This window comes from Nostoc sp. UHCC 0870 (genome assembly GCF_022063185.1).
Lineage (GTDB): Bacteria > Cyanobacteriota > Cyanobacteriia > Cyanobacteriales > Nostocaceae > Trichormus.
Map to the genome: position 1 here is coordinate 4556583 of NZ_CP091913.1, position 20511 is coordinate 4577093.

At 40.1% G+C, this 20511-nt stretch carries 19 protein-coding genes; 10 read left to right on the plus strand and 9 right to left on the minus strand.

The window, feature by feature from the left end:
• Positions 1-213: 213 nt before the first annotated feature.
• Positions 214-1659, minus strand: coding sequence for a cytochrome ubiquinol oxidase subunit I (locus L6494_RS19215; RefSeq protein ID WP_237989319.1), 1446 nt, complete (start codon positions 1657-1659; stop codon positions 214-216).
• A 383-nt stretch (positions 1660-2042) separates the two neighbouring features.
• Between L6494_RS19215 and L6494_RS19220 the strand changes: the two genes are divergently transcribed.
• Positions 2043-2846 carry a TdeIII family type II restriction endonuclease gene (locus tag L6494_RS19220; RefSeq protein WP_237989320.1) on the plus strand — a complete coding sequence of 268 codons (804 nt, stop codon included), beginning with the start codon at positions 2043-2045 and terminating at the stop codon, positions 2844-2846.
• A gap of 31 nt (positions 2847-2877) precedes the next feature.
• Here L6494_RS19220 and L6494_RS19225 read toward each other — a convergent pair whose 3' ends face one another.
• A complete protein-coding gene (locus tag L6494_RS19225) occupies positions 2878-4245 on the minus strand; it encodes a DNA cytosine methyltransferase (RefSeq protein WP_237989321.1) in 1368 nt (455 codons plus the stop codon).
• Between the two features lie 252 nt (positions 4246-4497).
• Complete coding sequence (gene ald, locus L6494_RS19230; protein ID WP_237989323.1) at positions 4498-5589, minus strand: alanine dehydrogenase; 1092 nt, start codon at positions 5587-5589, stop codon at positions 4498-4500.
• 288 nt (positions 5590-5877) lie between these two features.
• Here ald and L6494_RS19235 point away from each other — a divergent pair, with 288 nt between their 5' ends.
• The 3 genes from L6494_RS19235 to L6494_RS19245 all read left to right on the plus strand — a co-directional run bounded on the left by L6494_RS19235 (position 5878) and on the right by L6494_RS19245 (position 7834).
• A complete protein-coding gene (locus L6494_RS19235) occupies positions 5878-6048 on the plus strand; it encodes a chlorophyll a/b-binding protein (protein WP_237989325.1) in 171 nt (56 codons plus the stop codon).
• Between the two features lie 316 nt (positions 6049-6364).
• Complete coding sequence (locus L6494_RS19240; protein ID WP_237996147.1) at positions 6365-6661, plus strand: hypothetical protein; 297 nt, start codon at positions 6365-6367, stop codon at positions 6659-6661.
• Between the two features lie 153 nt (positions 6662-6814).
• Positions 6815-7834, plus strand: a complete 1020-nt coding sequence (locus L6494_RS19245) for a WD40 repeat domain-containing protein (RefSeq protein WP_237989326.1) — start codon at positions 6815-6817, stop codon at positions 7832-7834.
• Between the two features lie 62 nt (positions 7835-7896).
• Here L6494_RS19245 and L6494_RS19250 read toward each other — a convergent pair whose 3' ends face one another.
• The 3 genes from L6494_RS19250 to petB all read right to left on the minus strand — a co-directional run bounded on the left by L6494_RS19250 (position 7897) and on the right by petB (position 10125).
• A complete protein-coding gene (locus L6494_RS19250) occupies positions 7897-8340 on the minus strand; it encodes an ATP-binding protein (protein WP_237996148.1) in 444 nt (147 codons plus the stop codon).
• A 403-nt stretch (positions 8341-8743) separates the two neighbouring features.
• On the minus strand, positions 8744-9226 hold the full coding sequence (gene petD, locus L6494_RS19255) for a cytochrome b6-f complex subunit IV (protein ID WP_237989327.1): 483 nt from the start codon (positions 9224-9226) through the stop codon (positions 8744-8746).
• Positions 9227-9477: 251 nt separating this feature from the next.
• Positions 9478-10125 carry a cytochrome b6 gene (gene petB, locus L6494_RS19260; RefSeq protein WP_190561121.1) on the minus strand — a complete coding sequence of 216 codons (648 nt, stop codon included), beginning with the start codon at positions 10123-10125 and terminating at the stop codon, positions 9478-9480.
• Positions 10126-10908: 783 nt separating this feature from the next.
• On the opposite strand from petB, the gene ctpA reads away from it, so the two are divergent.
• A complete protein-coding gene (gene ctpA, locus L6494_RS19265) occupies positions 10909-12144 on the plus strand; it encodes a carboxyl-terminal processing protease CtpA (protein WP_237989328.1) in 1236 nt (411 codons plus the stop codon).
• A gap of 169 nt (positions 12145-12313) precedes the next feature.
• Here the strand turns inward: ctpA and L6494_RS19270 are convergent, their stop codons facing one another.
• Positions 12314-12982: an MBL fold metallo-hydrolase gene (locus L6494_RS19270; protein WP_237989329.1), complete on the minus strand. Its 669-nt coding sequence runs from the start codon at positions 12980-12982 to the stop codon at positions 12314-12316.
• A gap of 202 nt (positions 12983-13184) precedes the next feature.
• On the opposite strand from L6494_RS19270, the gene L6494_RS19275 reads away from it, so the two are divergent.
• Positions 13185-14663: a site-2 protease family protein gene (locus tag L6494_RS19275; protein ID WP_237989330.1), complete on the plus strand. Its 1479-nt coding sequence runs from the start codon at positions 13185-13187 to the stop codon at positions 14661-14663.
• A 348-nt stretch (positions 14664-15011) separates the two neighbouring features.
• On the opposite strand, the gene L6494_RS19280 is transcribed toward L6494_RS19275, so the two are convergent.
• Both L6494_RS19280 and L6494_RS19285 read right to left on the minus strand, forming a co-directional pair.
• Positions 15012-15575 carry a phycobiliprotein lyase gene (locus L6494_RS19280; RefSeq protein WP_237989332.1) on the minus strand — a complete coding sequence of 188 codons (564 nt, stop codon included), beginning with the start codon at positions 15573-15575 and terminating at the stop codon, positions 15012-15014.
• 74 nt (positions 15576-15649) lie between these two features.
• Positions 15650-16330, minus strand: a complete 681-nt coding sequence (locus L6494_RS19285) for a HEAT repeat domain-containing protein (protein WP_237989335.1) — start codon at positions 16328-16330, stop codon at positions 15650-15652.
• 272 nt (positions 16331-16602) lie between these two features.
• Here L6494_RS19285 and L6494_RS19290 point away from each other — a divergent pair, with 272 nt between their 5' ends.
• The 4 genes from L6494_RS19290 to L6494_RS19305 all read left to right on the plus strand — a co-directional run bounded on the left by L6494_RS19290 (position 16603) and on the right by L6494_RS19305 (position 20385).
• Positions 16603-17121, plus strand: coding sequence for a YciE/YciF ferroxidase family protein (locus L6494_RS19290; protein ID WP_237989336.1), 519 nt, complete (start codon positions 16603-16605; stop codon positions 17119-17121).
• A 734-nt stretch (positions 17122-17855) separates the two neighbouring features.
• Entirely contained in the window at positions 17856-18239 is a 384-nt protein-coding gene (locus L6494_RS19295) for a hypothetical protein (RefSeq protein ID WP_237989337.1), read from the plus strand.
• A 139-nt stretch (positions 18240-18378) separates the two neighbouring features.
• Positions 18379-19776, plus strand: a complete 1398-nt coding sequence (locus tag L6494_RS19300; RefSeq protein ID WP_237989338.1) for a hypothetical protein — start codon at positions 18379-18381, stop codon at positions 19774-19776.
• 165 nt (positions 19777-19941) lie between these two features.
• Complete coding sequence (locus L6494_RS19305) at positions 19942-20385, plus strand: cyclic nucleotide-binding domain-containing protein (protein ID WP_237989339.1); 444 nt, start codon at positions 19942-19944, stop codon at positions 20383-20385.
• Positions 20386-20511 lie beyond the last annotated feature (126 nt).

Here is a 20511-nt window from a genome sequence, read left to right on the forward strand (position 1 = left end):
GAGTGTGGAGTGTGGAGTGTGGAGTGCTGAGTGCTGAGTGCTGAGTGTGGAGTGTGGGAGTGTGGAGTGTGGAGTGTGGAGTGTGGAGTATGGAGTGCTGAGTGTGGAGTATGGAGTATGGAGTGCTGAGTATAGACAATTAATTAATAATCATTAGTAACTTACCTGTCCCCTGTCCCCTGTCCCCTGTCCCCTGTCACCTGTCCCCTACTTCTACTCCCTCGCTTCAACGGGACGCTCATCGGGGACAAACTCGCCAGGGGTGGTATCGATGGCGGGTTTAGTGATTTCTGTTCCTGGGATTGGTAATTCTAAATTTGGCCCTGTGCGGATGATGCGGCTACCAAAGTACATAGCCGTGATAAACAAAATTGTATAAACTACAGCAAAGCTAGTCAGTGAAACTAACACATTACTTGCGGGTAAACGGGAAGCAGAATCAACGGTGCGAATTTGTCCGTAAAGTGTCCACGGCTGTCTACCAACACAACGCACTATCCAACCTGACTCTACAGCAATGTATCCTAAAGGTGCAGCTAATACCCACGCCCGCATTAACCAACGCTGCTGACTAATATTGTCGGCTGAAAGTTTACCACGCAACCATTGCAGGGTACTCAACAACATTAACCCGGCAAAGAAAAAGCCGATCGCAATCATGGTACGGAAAGCGTAGTAAATTAAACCTACCATGTGGGGGCGATCGCTTGGTTTCCACTCTTTCAATCCGCGTAGTGGTTCAGAAAGATTCTGTTTAAATTCCAAAATGTAACCCAACGCATTGGGAATAGTGATTTCCCAATCATTTTTCTCGGCTTTCTCGTTGGGTATCGCCAGTAAACTCCAGTCCGCAGGTTGTCCGGCTGGTGAACTGTTCCACTGGGCTTCCATTGCGGCTAGTTTTGTGGGTTGATAGTGATAAACTTGTTCGCCGCTTAGGTGTCCGATGTATATTTGTAATGGAGCAACTGCGATCGCAGCTGCTAAAGCAATTTTCAAAGATTTAGCAAAAAAATCAGCATGGCGTTGCTGAAGAATATACCAAGCACTAATCCCACCAATCACAAATAAAGATGTCTCCAGTGTGGCAAAAAACATATGCAGCACACTGTTGACCATAAATGGATTTAAAATTGCTTGAAAATAATCGTGAACAACAAATTTACCGTTCACTAATTCCCCACCTGCTGGGGTTTGCATCCACGAATTAGCTGTCAATATCCACACAGTGGAAAGGTTTGCACCCACAGCCACCAATATAGTTGAGAGATAGTGAATTGCAGGATTTACTCTCTCCCAACCAAATAACATAATTCCTAAAAAAGCAGCTTCTAGCATGAACGCCCAAGAAGCTTCAAAACCAATCACGCTTCCAAAAAAGTTACCCACTGCTTCTGAAAAAGGGGCCCAATTCGTCCCAAACTGAAATTCCATCGGGATACCAGTAGCTACACCAATCCCAAAATTCAGTACGTAAAATTTAGCCCAAAAGCGAGCATGAAGATAATAGTCGGGATTTTTAGTTTTAAGCCAAACTCCTTCCACAATGACTAAATAAATTCCCATCCCTGTAGTCAGGACAGGCCAAAGCATATGAAAAATTGCAGTCAGAGCAAATTGCATCCGTGATAGTACAACAGAATCAGATAAAAATTCCATGCTTCATTCCCTTTATTAAATATTGATTGTCATGATAGGTAGACAAGAATTTTATACAAGTTGTAATTTTATCTGGATTTTTTTAAGATTTGTTTAAGTATAAGTATAAATAATTTGGATCAGATATTAATTTTAAAATAAAGGTAAATTTCTAGGTTTTCATTAGTAAAAATTTATGAGTATTTTTTGGCGATCGCAATTTTTATATTCTCAACTCATCTGCTATTTGCTTACTTAGTAAACTTTATTTAGACAAGATTACATCTACCCATAGACAGGGAAAGCTTTTTCTCATTTTTGGGGTAATCAGTGATATTAGTCAAAAGACAATTTGTCAAACTTCATATAGTCACATTTTTCTTTACAATCTATAAATTTAGGGTATGGATGAATATACTAAGCAGAAAATCAAGGAAAATCTTAAAAAATCAATTAGAGCTTTCTTTAAAAATAAAGAAGTACAAAACTACCAAGTATTAGATGATATTTTTCCAATTGAAAGACGAATACGTTCTTTAATTGGTGGTTTAGAAACTAGTTTAGGAACAACTTGCTGGGAACCTATAGCGAAAACCTTAGCAGAAATAAATGGATTTGAAATTATAACAAAAAAAATATTACGTCCTGAACCATTTCCCCAAAAATTACAGCATGAATTTAATAAATTAGTTTATGAGCGCGAGAGTAAACCAAATAATAAGCGAGTTTTAACAGAAGAATGTATACAGAGGCTGAAAGAGGCTGCTTTAAAGACTAATCAAGAAGACATCATTAAATATACATCTCCTCCATCTGGAACTGGTGTTGATATACATTTTTGCAAAAATGGCGTTGAATATATTTTTGATATAAAAACTACGCAACCAAATCAAGGTAACTTTAAAGGATTTAATCGACAACTTCTAGAATGGTACGCATATAGATATGTTGAAAACCCTTATGCAAATTTAGAAGCTCGTATTGCTATTCCTTTTAATCCTTTTAAAAAATCTTGGTATGAGCATCAAAAAAGTATGTTGTCTAACTCTCCATTGGATATCAATAGAGATATATGGGTTGAAAATGAGTTTTGGGATTTCTGCTCTGGAAGAGAAAATACATTTGAACAACTTAAATCACTTTTTGTTGAGCTAGGTCAAGAGAACTTCGCAGCAGAATTTCATGATATTTTTTATAACCGCGAATAAAAGTATTTTAAGGTATTAATTTTTCCCAAAACTATATTCTTATAATCTTGAGTAATTCTTTAACAACATACTCAACAACAGGTATAGGAACAGCATTGCCAAACTGTTTTTTGGCAATATCATCTTTTTCATGATATTTAAAATCTCTAGGAAACCCTTGTAATTTACAAGCGTGCTTTCCAGTAATTGGTATATATTGTTTATTTTTATATATTTTTTCTAAGAAAATACTTTTATACTCTTCTGGATGAGTTGCATGAATTGATATTGTTGCTATATAGTCTTTAGAACCAGTTGCCGTTAACGTTGGTATTATATCAGCAGTAGGTAATATAATGCGATAAATATTATTGATACCTGTCATATTCTTAGAATTAACAAACTCATACTTATTGTCATGAGTTAACCTAAGTATTTGTTTAGCTACCAAGTTATCTAATTCAGTTGGCTTGATATCTGGTATGATTTCCTGAAAATTCTGAAAAGATAAAGGATTACCATCTTTGTCCCCATATTTTTTGCTTCTTCTATGTTTTAGAAGATTTAAGCAAATCATTTTTTCTCTATCAGTAGTATCTATAATGTCCCAAGAATGAATTGTTGTATGTCCATTTCTTAAATCTGAAAAAATAAAAAAGTCATTCAGTTCATCATCTTTCTGAAATCTAGTTCTAGATGGTGGAATCATACCTTTAAATAAAGTATCTGAATCTAATTTGACTTTTTCTAAAATTTTAATATTTTTAAATTCATCTAAAATGTCTAAAACTTTAGGATGTACTTTTAAAGGGCTAGGGAAATTATATTCTTGGCATTTTTCTATATCATTCCTAATGCCAACGATAAAAACTCTATCTCTATTTTGAGGTAAACCGAAATCATAAGCATTGAGAATCTTCCATTTAACACAATATCCTATGTTTTCTAATTCATGCAGAATTAGTTCCAAATTCTCTCGATTTTTAGGGCTGGCTAATCCACTGACATTTTCAAAAATAAAAGATTTAGGTTGACTTTGATTAACTAGTCTAATCACATCAAACCATAATTTGCCTCTAGGATCATCAAAACCCTTTAAACATCCCGCAACAGACCAAGGTTGGCACGGAACACCGCCAACAACTATATCTAAATTAGAAGGCAGTTCAGAAATTTTTGTAATATCTCCCAACTCAATTTCATCTTCATTAAGGTAGCTTATAAAATTTTGTCGATAAACTTTAATCGCTTGTTTGTCTATTTCAGAATAACCTAAGCATTGACCGCCTAATTTTTCTAAAGCAATTCTAAATCCACCAATACCAGCAAATAGATCAACAAAATTAAACTTACTTTGATGATTTACTAATCTTAAAGGTAATTCTATCTGTTTGGGTATTTGTGAACATTCAAATTTCATTTTTATTTAAAATTTAAAAATTAATTTATTTTGCTTATTACAATCTACACAGTTAATATAACAAATAATGTACTATAGCAGAGTAAATTTTTGAATAAAAAAGTAATACTGTATCTTAAATATTAATCGCAAAATTACATTGATTTGGGTAAAATTAGAGTAAAATACTCAATATTAATAGACATAAAAGTTCCTGTAGGCTAGTGTTTGATCGCAGATAACTAACCTACAGGACGTAAATTATGAAAAATTTTAACTTACCAAATCAGGAAACACCTCTTGCACAGCCGGATGTACTAGACGGTGATTCTGCACATTCAAACCCTTAGCTAAGGCGGGGTTGACTTCTAGTGCTTTGAGTCCCAAATTTGCCAACTGCACAACATAAGGTAATGTACTGTTATTCAGAGCTTGAGTAGCTGTCCAAGGGACTGCTCCGGGCATATTGGGAACGCCATAATGTACGACACCTTCCTCTATATATATTGGGTTGGTGTGTGATGTAGCGTGTAAGGTTTCCACACAACCGCCTTGGTCAACAGCAACGTCAACGATGACTGAACCAGGGTGCATTTGTTTCACCAATTCGCGGTTAACTAAGATGGGTGCTTTACGTCCCAATACCAAAACTGCACCCACAAGTAAATCCGCTTCTTTCACAGCCGCTTCAATATGAGCAGAGCTACTGTACAGCAATTCAACTCTAGAACCAAATATTGTTTCTAAATAAGATAAACGCTCAACATTTACATCTAAAATTTGTACCGCCGCACCCATCCCTACAGCAATTCTGGCGGCTTCTGTACCGACTACGCCACCACCTAAGATTACTACTTTGCCTGGTTTCACCCCAGGAATACCACCCAAAAGCACACCTTTCCCACCTTGTTGACGTTCCAGGTAGCGTGCGCCAAACTGCACGGCTAGTCTACCGGCAATGATGCTCATGGGGGTAAGCAGAGGAAGTCTGTTAAGTCCGGGTTGCTCTACGGTTTCGTAGGCGATCGCACAAATGCCACAATCAATCAAACTTTCTGTTAATTTGCGATCGGCTGCTAAATGCAGATAAGTAAATAATATCTGCTCTTTTTGTAAAAATTTGTATTCGCTAGTCAGTGGTTCTTTCACTTTCACCACTAATTCCCGATTCCAAACAGCTTCTGCTTTAGAGACAATTTCTGCACCCGCGCTTTGATAATCTTCATCTGTAAACCCAGCACCACTACCAGCTTGAGTCTCTACAAAAATAGTGTGACCATTTTCTTTCAGCACCCGCACACTAGCAGGACTTAAACCGACTCTAAATTCTTGATCCTTTGTCTCTTTAGGAACGCCGATTTCCATGTAACGCCTCTGCTTAATTTTTTATTTAATTTAGCCTGCCAGTATCAGACTGACACTTCCGTATTAGGGATAGCTATCTACAACATTAGGTTTCCCTATTTCAATTAACTAAACCTCAAGGTACTTGTCCCTTGACGATTGCCCAATTATTTCTACAATATATAAAGAATAATTACAAATTGTTAACGAGCGTGGGCATAGCTTTTTACGTTATGTTGAAACTCAAGCCCTGCAATCATCTCACAACTCTCTATTAACTCCCGTTTGCCGAAAAGAGGTTTTTGGAATATGTCACAAACACAACCCACTGTTATACCCAAACTAGAAGAGCCTAAATTTGGCTTTAATGAATATGCCGAACGCTTAAATGGTCGAGCTGCCATGATTGGATTTCTCTTAATGGTGGTGATTGAGTATGCCACCAATCAAGGTGTTCTCTCTTGGCTTGGTCTTAAGTAGTTCTTAGTGTTGAAGTTGTAAGCTAATAATTAGAAGAGTTTAAACCAGCTGGAACATCTAGCTGGTTTTGAATGTATTAGTTCACTAGTGGAATACTTACACACAAGTTACCCTTTATCTTTATGAGGCGAACTAGAGACTGCTAGTAATAGCTTAAACTTGCAAAAACTTTATGCAAGGGCGTTAATTACTACACCTACTTCTATACTTAAGGAAATTATAATCTTTTTAAGAAGTCTTTTCTTGAGAAGGGTAATTCCCAGGTGAGGTATTCTTGGTAAATCAACAAAAGGTAATCTGGATAGACCAATCTGTGATGAATGCTGTATTACCTCGTTTTTTAAAGTCAGCCTACCGTAGAGAACCTATAGTCACCATCTTGATGACTATGGGCTTAATAGATGCCCTAATTGGTGGGTTGGATGATAGTTGGTCATTATTTGCTGTCGGTTTAGGTACAGCAGGTTTTAGCCTCGCGTTTAAGCTCTGGCGTAGCAGTCAGCAGCAACGTCCCGCACCAGAAGAGCCTGTGGTACAACATTACCTACCGCCTCGTTCATCTAGTCCGACTTTGCCTATGCTAACTGTGAATAAGAAAAAACCACCTTACTAGGGAGTGGTATGAGCGGTAGCGCGGCGTTGAGCAGCGCAGGGAGTAGAGACGGGATAAATCACGTCTGATAAAAGCGTTGAGTTTTGATTTGTGTATTTAATCTGGTGAGGAAAAACAGTGAGGAGTGAGGGAAAAGGTGGACTGTATTTTATTTTGGCATTCATAGCAGCGATCGCTCTGCCGATAAACCTCTGGCAAGAGTTCAAAATTAATCCTGCTTATGCTAACCCAGTAGTTAATACCCCAGAAACAACAGGAGCATTTACCACTCCCCGCCTCCTTCACAGCCTCATGGCACATCGGGGAACGGTGAAATCTTTAGCCTTTAGTCCAGATGGTAAAACTCTGGCTAGTGGTGGGGCTTACAATGAGGGGATAATCCGTATGTGGAATCCCATCACAGGCAAAAAGGCGGGTAGTATTACGAAAGCTCAAAAAACGAGTGTGGAATCTTTAGTAATTTCCCCAGATGGGCAAACTTTAGTCAGTTGTGGTAGTGACAACATTATTAACCTGTGGAATATTAAAAATAATAAATTTACACGTTCTTTTGTCGGACATAGTGCTAGTGTCTTGTCCTTAGCTGTATCTCCTGATAGTAAAGTTCTCGTTAGTGGAGCTTTAGATGGCATTCGGATGTGGGATTTGCTACAACAACGCCCACTAGCTACATTAGTACGGTTCGATAATACAATTCACACCCTAGCAATGAGTCCCGATGGTCAGTCTATAGCTAGTGGTGATAAAAGAGGTGTAATTAAGCTGTGGAATTTAAGCACTGGTAAGTTAATTAGGGCATTTGTCGCCCATACTGACACAGTTACAGATATTGCTTATACTCCTGATGGACAAAATTTAGTTAGTTCCAGCCGCGATCGCACTATCAAACTTTGGAATCTTACTGATGAAAAACCAGTTTACAGCATCACCGGACACAACAATTGGGTAAATGCGATCGCTATTAACCCCGATGGACGAACTCTTGCTAGTGCGGGTAGAGATGGTATTAAATTGTGGAATTTGCCTACAGGTGAGTTATTAAATACACTAGTTGGACACAGTGATTGGGTAAGTGCGATCGCTTTTAGTCGTGATGGGCAAATGCTTGCTAGTGGCGGATTTGATGGGAATGTAAATATTTGGGGTAATCCATCAATTACCACCCGTAAGTAATACTAAGTAGGTCTACACCAAGCTGTGCGAACAAAAATCACAGCAAGACTGCGGTGTTAGTCTCACTTTTGTGATTCTTGAAGATACTTGAGGATTACCAGACAATTCCTCGCATCATCGCTGCGTTCATAAACAACACGATCAGCCAAACGTCGTAGCAGAAACCAACCATAGCCACCTACTTGTAGAGTACCTGGTGCTGGTTCTGCGATCGCATCTGGGTTAAAAGGCTTGCCATAATCCCAAATTCTAATTTCTAACCTATCAATCCATAGATTCACTTCAATTTCTATGGTCGTCTCTGGCGGTAACATATGGTGGGCGTGACGCACTGCATTTGTAAAGCCTTCTGCTAATGCTAAGTTGAGGCGATACAGTTGGGTTTCTGACCAGCCAAGTTGAAATAAGTGTTTTAGACAAAAGTCCTCAAACCATTGTTGTACTTGGTTTAAGAGCTTTAGTTCGCTTTTTACTTTTAGATGGTCTTGCTGCATAATGCCAAGCATTGACCGTGGCATGAATTTAATATGTACAAGAATGTCTTTAATCTATTGTTCTTCAATCTATTTTAAATTTTGAAATAACTTTTGGATTCAAAATAAAAAATTTAACTAGACAGAATTGGGAACAAATTAATTCAAAATTCTAAATTAAAGCATTCTTAGGGAATTGTAACTAGGGAAGCCGGGGGAGAAAAATTCCATGCCCAATTCCCAATTCCCTATGCTCAATTCCCAATTCACTAAAATTGACGCTTGCTGATTGTTTTCAAAAGCACATATACCGAAGAACCGAACGACAGTTTTGTCGTAGACACCCAAGGGTGGCTTGTCATCAGACATCATAACTTCAGATATGCACTCTTGAAAACTACAAGCGTCAAAGAAGTTTTTGACGACTAGCTTTAGCTTAGAACAAGCCCAATGTCAAGGATTTGTCTAGTGGTAAAGCAGCACCAATACCTAGCCATAGAGTCACCAGAGTTCCAAACAAGAAAACTGTGGTTGCTACTGGACGGCGGAAGGGGTTTTGGAATTTGTTGACGTTCTCAAGAAAGGGAACGAGGATTAAACCCAGAGGTACGGAAGCCATTGCTAGCACTCCCAACAATTTGTTAGGAAGCGATCGCAAAATCTGGAATACTGGGTATAAATACCACTCTGGTAGAATTTCCAGTGGTGTGGCGAAAGGATTTGCTGGTTCACCTGTCATAGCAGGATCTAAGACAGCTAGAGCCACTATACAAGCAAATGAACCCATGATTACTATTGGGAATACATACAGTAGATCATTGGGCCAAGCTGGTTCACCGTAGTAGTTGTGACCCATACCTTGGGCGAGTTTTGCTCTTAACTTTGGATCGCTCAGATCGGGTTTTTTTTGGATTGACATATTAGAAATGCGTTCTCCTGCGGAGTTTTAAGTTAAAGCTTTGATGGTAGCCATCAATATCATTCAGACAACCCTAAAGTTAAACTATCCCTGCTGCTGTGTTTTTGGGTAGCCAACCTTAAGTCTCAAATACGAGCATTTACCGTGAGGGAAACTGTGAGCCATTAATTGCTGATTTCTCATCAGTTTAAACTAAATGACTCGCTCTTGTAACTGAGTGCTGTTGCCTGTTCGCATTGCGGCTGATGGAATTACAAGGGGCCGGAAATACCTTGTTTACGGATCATCAAGAAGTGGAACAGCATGAAGACCGCAATTAACCAAGGCAATACAAAGGTGTGCGCGCTGTAGTAACGTGTCAATGTTGCTTGACCGACACTAGAACCACCACGTAGTAGGTCGGAGATGAGTACGCCGACTACGGGAATTGCTTCTGGTACACCACTAACGATTTTCACAGCCCAGTAACCAACCTGATCCCAAGGCAGAGAATAACCTGTAACACCGAAGGAGACGGTGATCACAGCTAGGATAACACCACTTACCCAGGTTAATTCGCGGGGCTTTTTAAAACCACCGGTCAGATACACGCGGAAGACGTGCAGAATCATCATTAACACCATCATGCTGGCAGACCAGCGATGGATGGAGCGAATTAGCCAACCGAAGTTCACCTCGTTCATGATGTACTGTACTGAGGAGTAAGCTTCAGCCACAGTTGGCTTGTAGTAGAACGTCATGGCGAAGCCAGTGGCGAACTGAATTAGGAAGCACACCAGGGTGATGCCACCTAGACAGTAAAAGATGTTGACGTGGGGAGGGACGTACTTGCTTGTGACATCTTCAGCTAACGCCTGAATTTCCAAGCGTTCCTCAAACCAGTCGTAAACGTTGGCCATACAATCTCAAGTTCCTAAAAATCGGTTGCGGTTGATTCAATCTCCCAATTAGCAGTTTTGGGATTTTCTTGTAAGAGGATTTTGTTCGTTTGCTTTAGCACTTTGATAGTGCTAAAAGTTTAGAAACTTAACACTCTGTAAATATGGAATATATTACGTTCCCTTTGCAAGCCAACACTCTTAATGGTGGGTACAAAGTAGATTTTATCTTTTGTTGAGGTGGTTATTCACCAAAGTTCTCGCGCCGTGGAAGCCCCTGGCTTTAGACATGGGAGTAAGGCGCAGGCGAATTTACTCGCCGTCACATTATCGCCTTGAGGTTGCTCATTCGGTGTACCTTTGTTTTGTACTTTCAACGGGACAGTTACCGTTTCAAATTTGACAAAGAAGAGTACGCATAATGTTTTGCTCCAAAGAGCCTCCCTTACGGGGTAATGTGAGCTTCGACAATGTTAGAGGTCGGTAACTTCCAAACGACACTGGTTTAACCCCGTTAAGCCTGTTTAATCGTTCAGTTCTAGAGCAAGGAACTAGCTACGCATTCCTTGGTAGGTCTTTAACTCTTGCCTCTAACGTAGTTCAGTTAAGAACTTAGTCTGGTCAGATTAGGGCTTTTTTCAGCCCCCGCTTTTAGGCGTGGGGTTTCTGACATGGGTTCTCTAACAACTTGATGAGAACAATGCACCACTTCTATAAAAAAAGTAACATAATCGAGAGATAGATTTCATCAACGACGTGGTGATTGGGCAATTATAGGCAATTTGGGTTGAGGCGGAATTGATCATGGGGTTCATGCACAAACAGGTTTTTCGGCTCGGATTTTCACTATTGGTGGCTTTTGGTTTAGTGTTTGGCGCACTTATCCAACCAGCAAACGCATTGACGGAGGAACAAAAATTAGTTTCAGAAGTTTGGCGAATTGTCAATCGTTCTTATCTGGACGATACATTTAATCATCAAAACTGGGCAGCAGTGAGACAAAAGGCATTAGCAAAGCCTTTTAAAGACCAAACAGCAGCGTATGTGGCCATTCAAAATATGCTCAAGAGCCTTGATGACCCTTTTACTAGGTTTTTAGACCCTGAGCAATACCGCAGTTTGCAGGTTAATACTTCTGGAGAACTAACTGGAGTAGGTTTACAAATTGCCCTCAATGCCCAAACTGGGAAGTTGGAGGTGGTATCGCCCATAGAAGGTTCACCAGCCGATAAAGCGGGAATTCAACCGCGCGATCGCATTATCAAAATTGAAGGCATTTCTACAGAAAATTTGACTCTAGATGAAGCCGCCGCCAGGATGCGCGGGCCGATTGGTAGTTTAGTCACGCTATTAATTGAACGAGATGGAGATGGCGAAAAGGAAATCAGAGTCATGCGCGATCGCATTGCTCTTAATCCAGTTGTGGCGGAATTACGCTCGTCCCCTGAAGGTACATCTATTGGCTATCTGCGCCTCACACAATTTAATGCCAACGCCTCTACAGAGTTGGCACACGCCATTTCTAGTCTAGAAAAAAAAGGCGCAGATGCCTATATTTTAGATTTACGAAATAATCCCGGTGGCTTACTACAAGCCGGCATTGAAATAGCCCGTCTGTGGTTAGATTCAGGCACTATAGTTTACACCGTCAACCGCCAAGGTGTTGAAGGCAATTTTGAAGCCTTTGGCCCAGCTTTGACAGACGATCCTTTAGTAATTCTAGTCAATCAGGGAACTGCCAGTGCCAGCGAGATTTTAGCCGGCGCACTCCAAGACAACGATCGCGCCAAGTTGGTAGGTGAAACTACCTTTGGCAAAGGTTTAATTCAATCTTTATTTGCACTTTCTGATGGTTCTGGTTTGGCGGTGACAATCGCCAAGTATGAAACTCCTACCCATCGAGATATTAATAAATTAGGCATTACACCAGATCAGGTGATTTCCCAACCACCTCTCCAGCGTAACCAGATTGGTACAGAGTCAGATTTGCAATATCAAGCAGCTGTGGAATTGTTGCAGAAAAGGGGTGTAGGGGTGTAGAGGTGTAGGGGTGTAGGGGTGTAGGGGTGTAGGGGTGTAGGGGTGTAGGGGTTTAGGGGTTTAGGGGTTTAGGGGTGTAGGGGTTTAGGGGTTTAGGGGTTTAGGGGTGTAGGGGTGGAGAATTAAATACAGTCAACAGTTATCACGTGACTGATAAATGCCCTAGACCCTACAACAAGGTTTGTAAATCAATTGATGCCAGCCGTTGATAAGCTTGGGCTATAACTCGCTGTCCTCGCAAAAATCCGGTGTTCGCACCAGGACAAATATAGTGAAGTGTTTCGGGTGTGAAGAGTTCTAATAGTGCTTGTAGGCTTTTAATTTGTCGTGGCCAGTGAAATGTTTTTGCGGTTCGCAATGGTACGGGTTCGCCTTGTAGGTTGGGGAGTAAATGGCGGCCTGAAAACAGCACGCCTCCCATATTGTTATAGTGTAAGCAAGATGAACCAGGAGAATGTCCTGGTGTCCAAATTAATTTGGTTGTAGCATCTAAAGTCAGTTCTTGATTAAAGGTAGTGACTGTTAAACCGGGTAATAAATAAGCTTCTTGCTCTTGAATTAGTACCTCACAAGTAAAATTTTGCTGAATTTCTGAGGTTTTAGCAATAGCACCTCGATGGGTGAGGAATAAGTATTTTACACCTCCGTGCGATCGCAAAAAATCTTGATTTGTTTGGTCTAATGATGGGGAATCTATGAGGATATTCCCATCCTTTCTTACAATGAAGTAAGAAGTACCCCCTAATGTGTCCCTATTTGGTGGAAAGGCAAAAATATTGTCTAAGACAACCCGTGGTGACTTAGTTGTAGAACTTGGTTGTTGAGGTAGGGGGAACATTAGCAAATGTGGGGGTAATGGGTAGAGAGTAAGTATAAACGTGTAGAAGCTCGTAAAGCAGATTCTCGAAGAGATTAATCACGTCTGTACTAGGGAGTAGGGTATATTCAACAGGTAACAAGCTGAGACAATAATAGTTCTTGCTTTTTACTTTTGCCTTCTTCAACTAGCAGGGCATTTTTTCCAAATTACTGAAGAGCAAATGACATTTTGGTTTCTCCTCCTATTGGGATTGGCTACTTATCTAATGGTGCAGCGCAGTGTTGCTAACATCACCCGCACACCAATTTGGTTGTTGTGGTTGGTATTAATGACACCAGCATTGTTATTGAGTGGTTGGACTTTGGCGTATGGAGTAAAACAACCTCCACCGCCATCACTGATTATCTGGCCTGCAATCATCTGCCTTTTGTTATACTGGCTGTTGTTTCAGTGGGGACGGCAACCGCCGAGGGATACCCAAACCCAAGCCCAAACCCCAGAATCACAATCGGCTATCCATCCTACCGCAGAACAAGTACCTGTGCGCCCCATTGAACCGACGGAAGAAACCCAATTGCGAAATTGTTTTCCCTGGTCTATTTACTACATCCAAAACATTGAGTATAGACCCCAGGCAATTATTTGTCGCGGTCAGTTGAGAACAACACCTATTCAAGCCTATCAGCAGATTAGAGCAAATATTGAATCACGATTTGGCGATCGCTTTTTGATCATTTTTCAAGAGGGTTTTAATAATAAACCCTTCTTTGTGCTAGTTCCGAACGCACAAGCCGTCAAAGAAGGAATTGTCAAGAAACCAGAAAAATTAACCCGCCCTGGACTAGCATTATTACTAGTGTTAGCCACTTTAGTCACTACTTCCTTGGTGGGGGTAAAAATGGCTGGTATCGATCCCAAAATCCTATCATCCAACCCAGCGATACTTTTGCAAGGTTTACCCTATGCTTTAGGTCTGATGACTATCTTGGGCATCCACGAACTTGGACACTATTTAACCGCTAGGTTTTACAAAATTCGCTCCACTCTGCCGTATTTTATCCCCATACCATTTTTCTTGGGAACTTTTGGGGCATTCATCCAAATGCGGAGTCCCATTCCCAACCGTAAGGCTTTATTTGATGTGAGTATCGCCGGGCCGATAGCTGGATTTATCGCCACATTACCGTTAATTATGTGGGGGTTGGTTCACTCAGAGATAGTTCCCTTGAATGAAAAAACAGGACTATTAAATCCTGATGCCCTCAATCCTAAATATTCCATTCTTTTAGCGATACTATCCAAAATAGCTTTAGGCAGCGAATTAACCTCAAAATCAGCAATTGATTTACATCCTTTGGCTGTAGCTGGGTTTTTAGGACTAATTGTGACAGCTTTGAATCTCATGCCTGTAGGACAGCTAGATGGTGGTCATATTGTCCATGCCATGTTCGGACAACGTACTGCTATGCTGATTGGGCAAATTTCCCGTCTGTTGCTGCTAATGTTGTCTTTAATCCAGCCAGAATTCCTTGTGTGGGCAATTATTTTACTGTTCATCCCCTTGATTGATGAACCCGCCTTAAATGATGTCACTGAACTAGATAACAGACGCGACATCTTAGGCTTAATGGCAATTGCTTTGTTGGTGATTATTATATTGCCAATGCCACAGGCGATCGCTAATTTATTGCAAATTTAGCAAAACTGAGTCAGTGCTGAGTAGTGAGTAGTGAGTGCTGAGTAGTGAGTAATGAGTAGGGAGTAATGAGTAGGGAGTAGGGAGTAATGAGTAGGGAGTAATGAGTAGGGAGTAATGAGTAGGGAGTAGGGAGTAATGAGTAGGGAGTAGGGAGTAGGGAGTAATGAGTAGTGAGTAGTGAGTAGAAAATGCTCAGTATCAGTATTAGCTCTTTCAGTAAATATCCTGTCCTTTCTTAGCAGTCTTTTAACTCAGCAAGGGCTTATGCTCACGCTACACTAACAACACTCACAACTCAGCACTCATAACTCAGCACTCAGCACTCAGCACTCATAACTCAGCACTCTCTTAACTTGCTGAATTAGCAGCTTCAGAAGCTTTCTTTGCAGGCGCAGGAACACCCATGCGAATCTCAGAAGTAAAGGAAGCTAGACTCGAACCATCAAAATGCTTCAATACACTTACCCGCATCCGCAAATTGGGGCTGGCAAACCACAGGCGTTCTTCAGAAGACATCGTTTCAGACTCTGTAATTAGGGTCAATGCTTCATCACTGCCCATTTTATACCGACCGGCTACAAGTGTTTTCTCTGCATCACTCATTGCTCGCAGTAGTCTGCCTTCATTGGGGTTATCGTCATCCGGGACAGTCACTAATACAGTAGAGCTAGTGTGTTTTTTGTCGTTCAATCCCATTATGCCGCTCCAGGTAACTTTTGTGCCAAAACAGGCAGCACTCGGAGAAATTTCATATTGTTGACACAGTTGGATAACTTCTGGGTGATCTGCTGTCAGTGTCTCAATAATCACCTCTGATTTGCCTTCTTCCGATTTCTTAAAAGCTAAATTGTGACTAGTACGATGGGAAAACCATTTACCTGCACTCAATTCCAAAAATTCTTCAATATTCATAATGAAAATTACCCTGCATCAAAATCTGAAAAATCCTACTTATTATTATTAAAAAGCAGTTAGAGGTTTTAATACTAGACTTGATTATCTCTTTGCTCAAGTCGTGTGAGTGAAATCTTAGCTGCTTCTGCAACGTGGGGATGACTATCTTTTGCTAAATACTTGAGAGCTGATACACTCTTATCTGTAGGCAGATTACCCAAGGATTCCGCCAGTCTTTGTCTGACCAACCAATCATCTGATTGAGCAAAGCGTAGCAGATTATCTACCGAATCGATATCTTGAATTTCTCCGAGAGCTGAGATTGCGGCTTGTTGTAAGACAACTTCTGGGCTATCTAAAGCTTGAATTAAGATTTTACTCGCCCGTGGATCTTTAAGATTACCCAAGGAAACAGCCGCGCTAAAGCGTACTAACCAATCAGTATCTTCATAAAATGCTCGTGCTAGCACCTCAAAGGCTCTAGTGTCACCCAAATAGCCTAAAGCACCGGCCGCATCTGCACGCATACCATAATCTGGGTCATTTTCGAGAATTTTAGCCAAAATTGGATAACATTCTGTTGTTGGCTTGATGCCTAGGGCAAATATTGCCATCGATCGCAGCTGCAAAGATTCATCATCCAAGACCTTTTTGATTAGAGGTACAGCATCTTCAGCTGGTATATGCCGCAAATTGGCCAAGGCTACCATGCGATCGCGCAAATTCGGACTTTCTAACTGAGAGGAAATTTCCTGCAAGTGTGGAACAGTCATTTTTAATTATTAGCGCATTCTTAATCTATCTTTACTTTACTTTACTGATGCTCTCATGTGGGGTTGGGGATTGGGGACTGGGGAAAAGGTAGAGAGTAACTCATGTCCCAATGACTAATGACTAATGATTATGTATTTGACTTAGCACTCAGAATTAACAGTCAGTTGTTCCTCTGGTATGACGAGAAGACAGAATTGATTGGCGAAGGTAGAACGTAGTTTACAAATACAAACACCAAATCACTCGGTGTCCAAACCCCAGGAGAAGAACTATGGTTCAACTAAGTGAACGCCCCGTTGCCAAAATCACCAACTTACAAGAAAAATTTATCTACGAAGTTGGTGCTATGTACGATGCGGAACAACGCTTTTGGGAAGCACAACAATTGATGTTGCAGTGTTGTCAAAATAGCCAGTTGAAGTCTTTGATTGAGACTCATATTCGGGAAACAGAGCAACAGATTCAAAATTTAGAACAGGTGTTCAACACTTTGGGACAACAACCCAAGCGGATCACTTGTGATGCTGCGGCTGGTCTGGTCAGTGATGGTCAAAAATTTATGCTACTAGCTGCGGAAAGTCAGAAAGTTCTCTCGTTGGGACTGGCTGGATGTCAAGCTAAGGTCGAACAATTAGAAATTGCTTGCTACCGTGGTTTAATTCAAGTTGCGGAACAGATGGGACAACAACAAGTTGTACAACTGCTACAACAAAACTTGCAGCAGGAAGAACAGACAGCTAAAAAAATAGAGCAGCAGATACCGCAATTACTTAAGGAGTGTAGGTCATAGAAGGGAACAGGTGACAGGTGACAGGGAAAATTAAGCCGCCTACTTAGGTTCAAGGCTTTCAATTTTACCCCTCTGTTTACCCTAACTTCTCGTATGGTTCAGAATAGTAGGTTAACCCGACAAAGCCTTAATCTTATTGGGTTAACTTACATATATTCAAAATTTAGTTTATACAGTTTAAATGCGAAACGGCTTATAGTCTGCTCTCAGAGTACCCCGATGTATTGACAAAGGTTTATTTATGCTTGATTACCGAACTTTTTGAACTTTGCGAATGTGATAATTTCTACTTAAGTTCTTGGTATTTTATCAAAAAAGTATCTAACCGAGTTCACGTATACAGTGATATTACATAGAAAACTTATAAAATAGCTTCTTACATTCCAGCAATACAGATAATTTCACAGTTAATTAGATGAATATTTTACTATCTTCAATTTATTAATTCAGTAATGACAAATATCTCTTAAGTAGTTAAACTTTATTTCATAAAGAGATTACCAAAAGGTAAAGAGCTGAAGTTGTAAGACACAAACTTTAAAAATAGGTTGAGAGTTCAGTATTTCACTTAAAAAACCGTAGTTGTTCCCCTACGGTTTTTTTATTTTGCTATAAATACTCATTTTTAATATTTTTCATTGTATCGCTAAGTAAAGATTTTCTAGTGATTTTACCACACCGAAAACAATACTTTATGAATAAAAATAAAGTATAGCTTTACAAAAATGTTAATTATGTGGTTAAAAAAAATTGGCGGCTTGGTTGCAATACTCTCATTATCATTTAGTGGTATGGCAATAGCTGAAACCACAAAAGATAATTTTTATCTGCAAGTAGGTTCTAATAGAAATGGTGATCCAATTGTTTTAGATTTGGCATCTGTAAAAGGAACTGAATATACTCTGTTAGAACAGCATGGTAATGGCATAGAAAGAAGAACTCTGCGTGCTGCTTGTATTCAAGGCAGATTGTTCTCTAGAAGATTAGCTGTCTATGAATCTAATGGTCATTTGACTCGTGTTGATAAAACAGAGCAAGAAATTTTTCCTAAACCCAGAAGTGCTGATGCTAACTCTATGGAAATTGTTTGTCGTGTAGCAGCTAATAGGACAAAGTAATGGCTTTTTTTGCATTGCCATTTAATGGAAATTTACTTAGGGTATTTTTTCCTATTTAGAAGAAATACATAGTCATTTTTACAGAAACTTTTGTAAGTTTTTAAGAGTCTTGACATTATAAATTCTGTAAAAATCACCAATGTATTCTAATAACCAGGGAATTCCCGGATTGCCCGATTTAACACATCCAACAGAGCTAGTGCAAATTGGTTCTCAATTACTCCCGGCTTTGATATTATTAGTATTTTTAGTCATAGCTTTGGGAGTAGCGATCGCTATAATCAGTTTTACGTTACGAAGTCATCCAGCAGAACAAAAAGTTGTCATTGGTGATTGGACAATTCGTTACTCACAAATGTTATGGGGATTGCAGCATCTATCGTTGGTATTAGTGCTGTTGGTTGCAGGATTTTTTCTGTGTTCGACTTTAAGCAATCGTTATCACCATTGGGAACAAGCCAAAGTTACTCAAGTAGCTCAAAGTGTCGCTGGGGATAAGCTAGAACAAAGTGTCCCCCAAGTGCGCTATGTAATGCAGGAGGCCTTTAGCTATACAACTCAGGTGAATGGCAAAATAGTTAAAGTTAACGACAAGCGAGAAGTTAACCGTTTACTAGCGTTGGCAGGGTCACAAATTTTAGTAAAATTAGATCAAAGTACAGATGTACAGAACCGTAGCGCAATTTACCGCGTAGACTATACTGCTGAATACAAAGTAGTTAACCGCCTCAATAATATTGATAGTTTCTTTTTTGAAGCACAGCCACCCATTGGCTATTCACTGCTGTCTAACTATAAAATAGAGCGCGATCGCACCAGACTAGAGTCTGTCGAACCAGGGAATTATAGTTTTGCTTTCCAGTTAAAACCAGGAGAAGAAACTAGCTTTCGCGTCACCTATAAAGCGGAAGGCGGATCACGTTGGGTTTATAACGCCGCAGGACAGTTGCTTTCTAACTTCCGTCTGACAGCAATTGCTAACTTTCCTGGTGCTGACTTTGCGAGTGGTGTTATCCCCAGGGAGACGAAACTTGATGGACGCAACACTCAATTTACTTGGATATTCGACGATAACGTGTCTGTGAAAAATCCCTTTGGAGTCTTCACCAACACTAACCCCATTCGTGAAACTGGTATTCTTCCGAGGCTGTTATTGCTTGCGCCAGCTTTATTTTTGTGGTGGATATTATTACTTTATTTATCCATCCCCATGAATTTAAAAAATGTCGCGATCGCTGCTAGTATCTTCTTTGCTTGTCTGTTGACTTTAACCTATCTCAGCCGCTTTATGAATGCTCAGTTGGCTTGGACAATGATTTCCCTGATTTTACTCACATTATCATGGGGATTAGGTTACAGTCGTAGTGCTTCAATCGCGGCAGTTATCTGTACTATTGCTGGGGGAATATTACCCGTGTTTGGCTTATTAGTTCCGTTTAGCGGTTTGACTTTAAGTGTCGCTGGTTTGTTATCCGCTATTTGGTTAGCTGTACGTCACTGGTATGGCTGGTATGCTTTGCAACCTGAAGATAAATAATTTGTGTAAATATTTATTATGGTGATGCGAGTAGCTGCGATCGCACCCCTAATTTGCCACTTTTCAAACTAGCGTATACTTGCTAACAACTGACATTGATATTTTGAGTATCTGTTGTGTCATTTCTGCATCTACCCATCAGGAGTATATACCACAGCATAAATTATGCTTAGTAGCGTTGATCGTTTATTGTTTGTCCGCCGAGTCCCGATTTTTAAGGAACTGCGGGATGATTTTATTGTACGCCTGACTTCAGTGATGCACGAGTTGCATTTTTCCGCCAATCACACTATTTTCAGACAGGGAGAAGAAGGGCGATCTCTATATATAGTTGTCTCAGGTAGAGTGAAAGTTCATATTGGAGATAAACAACTAGCAGTCGTAGAACAGGGAAAATATTTTGGGGAGATGGCAGTATTTGATACTCAACCCCGTTCTGCTAACGTCACAACTTTAGAATCTTGCGAATTTTTGGAACTAACCCAAGAACAACTCTATGATGCCATTGAAGAAACTCCCGAAATCGCAGTGAATATTATTCGTGAGTTATCACGTCTAGTTCGCCGACTGAATGAAAATATCAACGTCACGGTTTCAGGTAGGCATTAACCAGAACGCTGAATATATTAAGGTAAGCCTGGTGATGAGTTAATTAGTCCCGATTTGCCATCCAGTGCATAAACAATTGAAGTCAGACATATCAAATTGATGTAAAGACGGTAAATTGGTAATGCG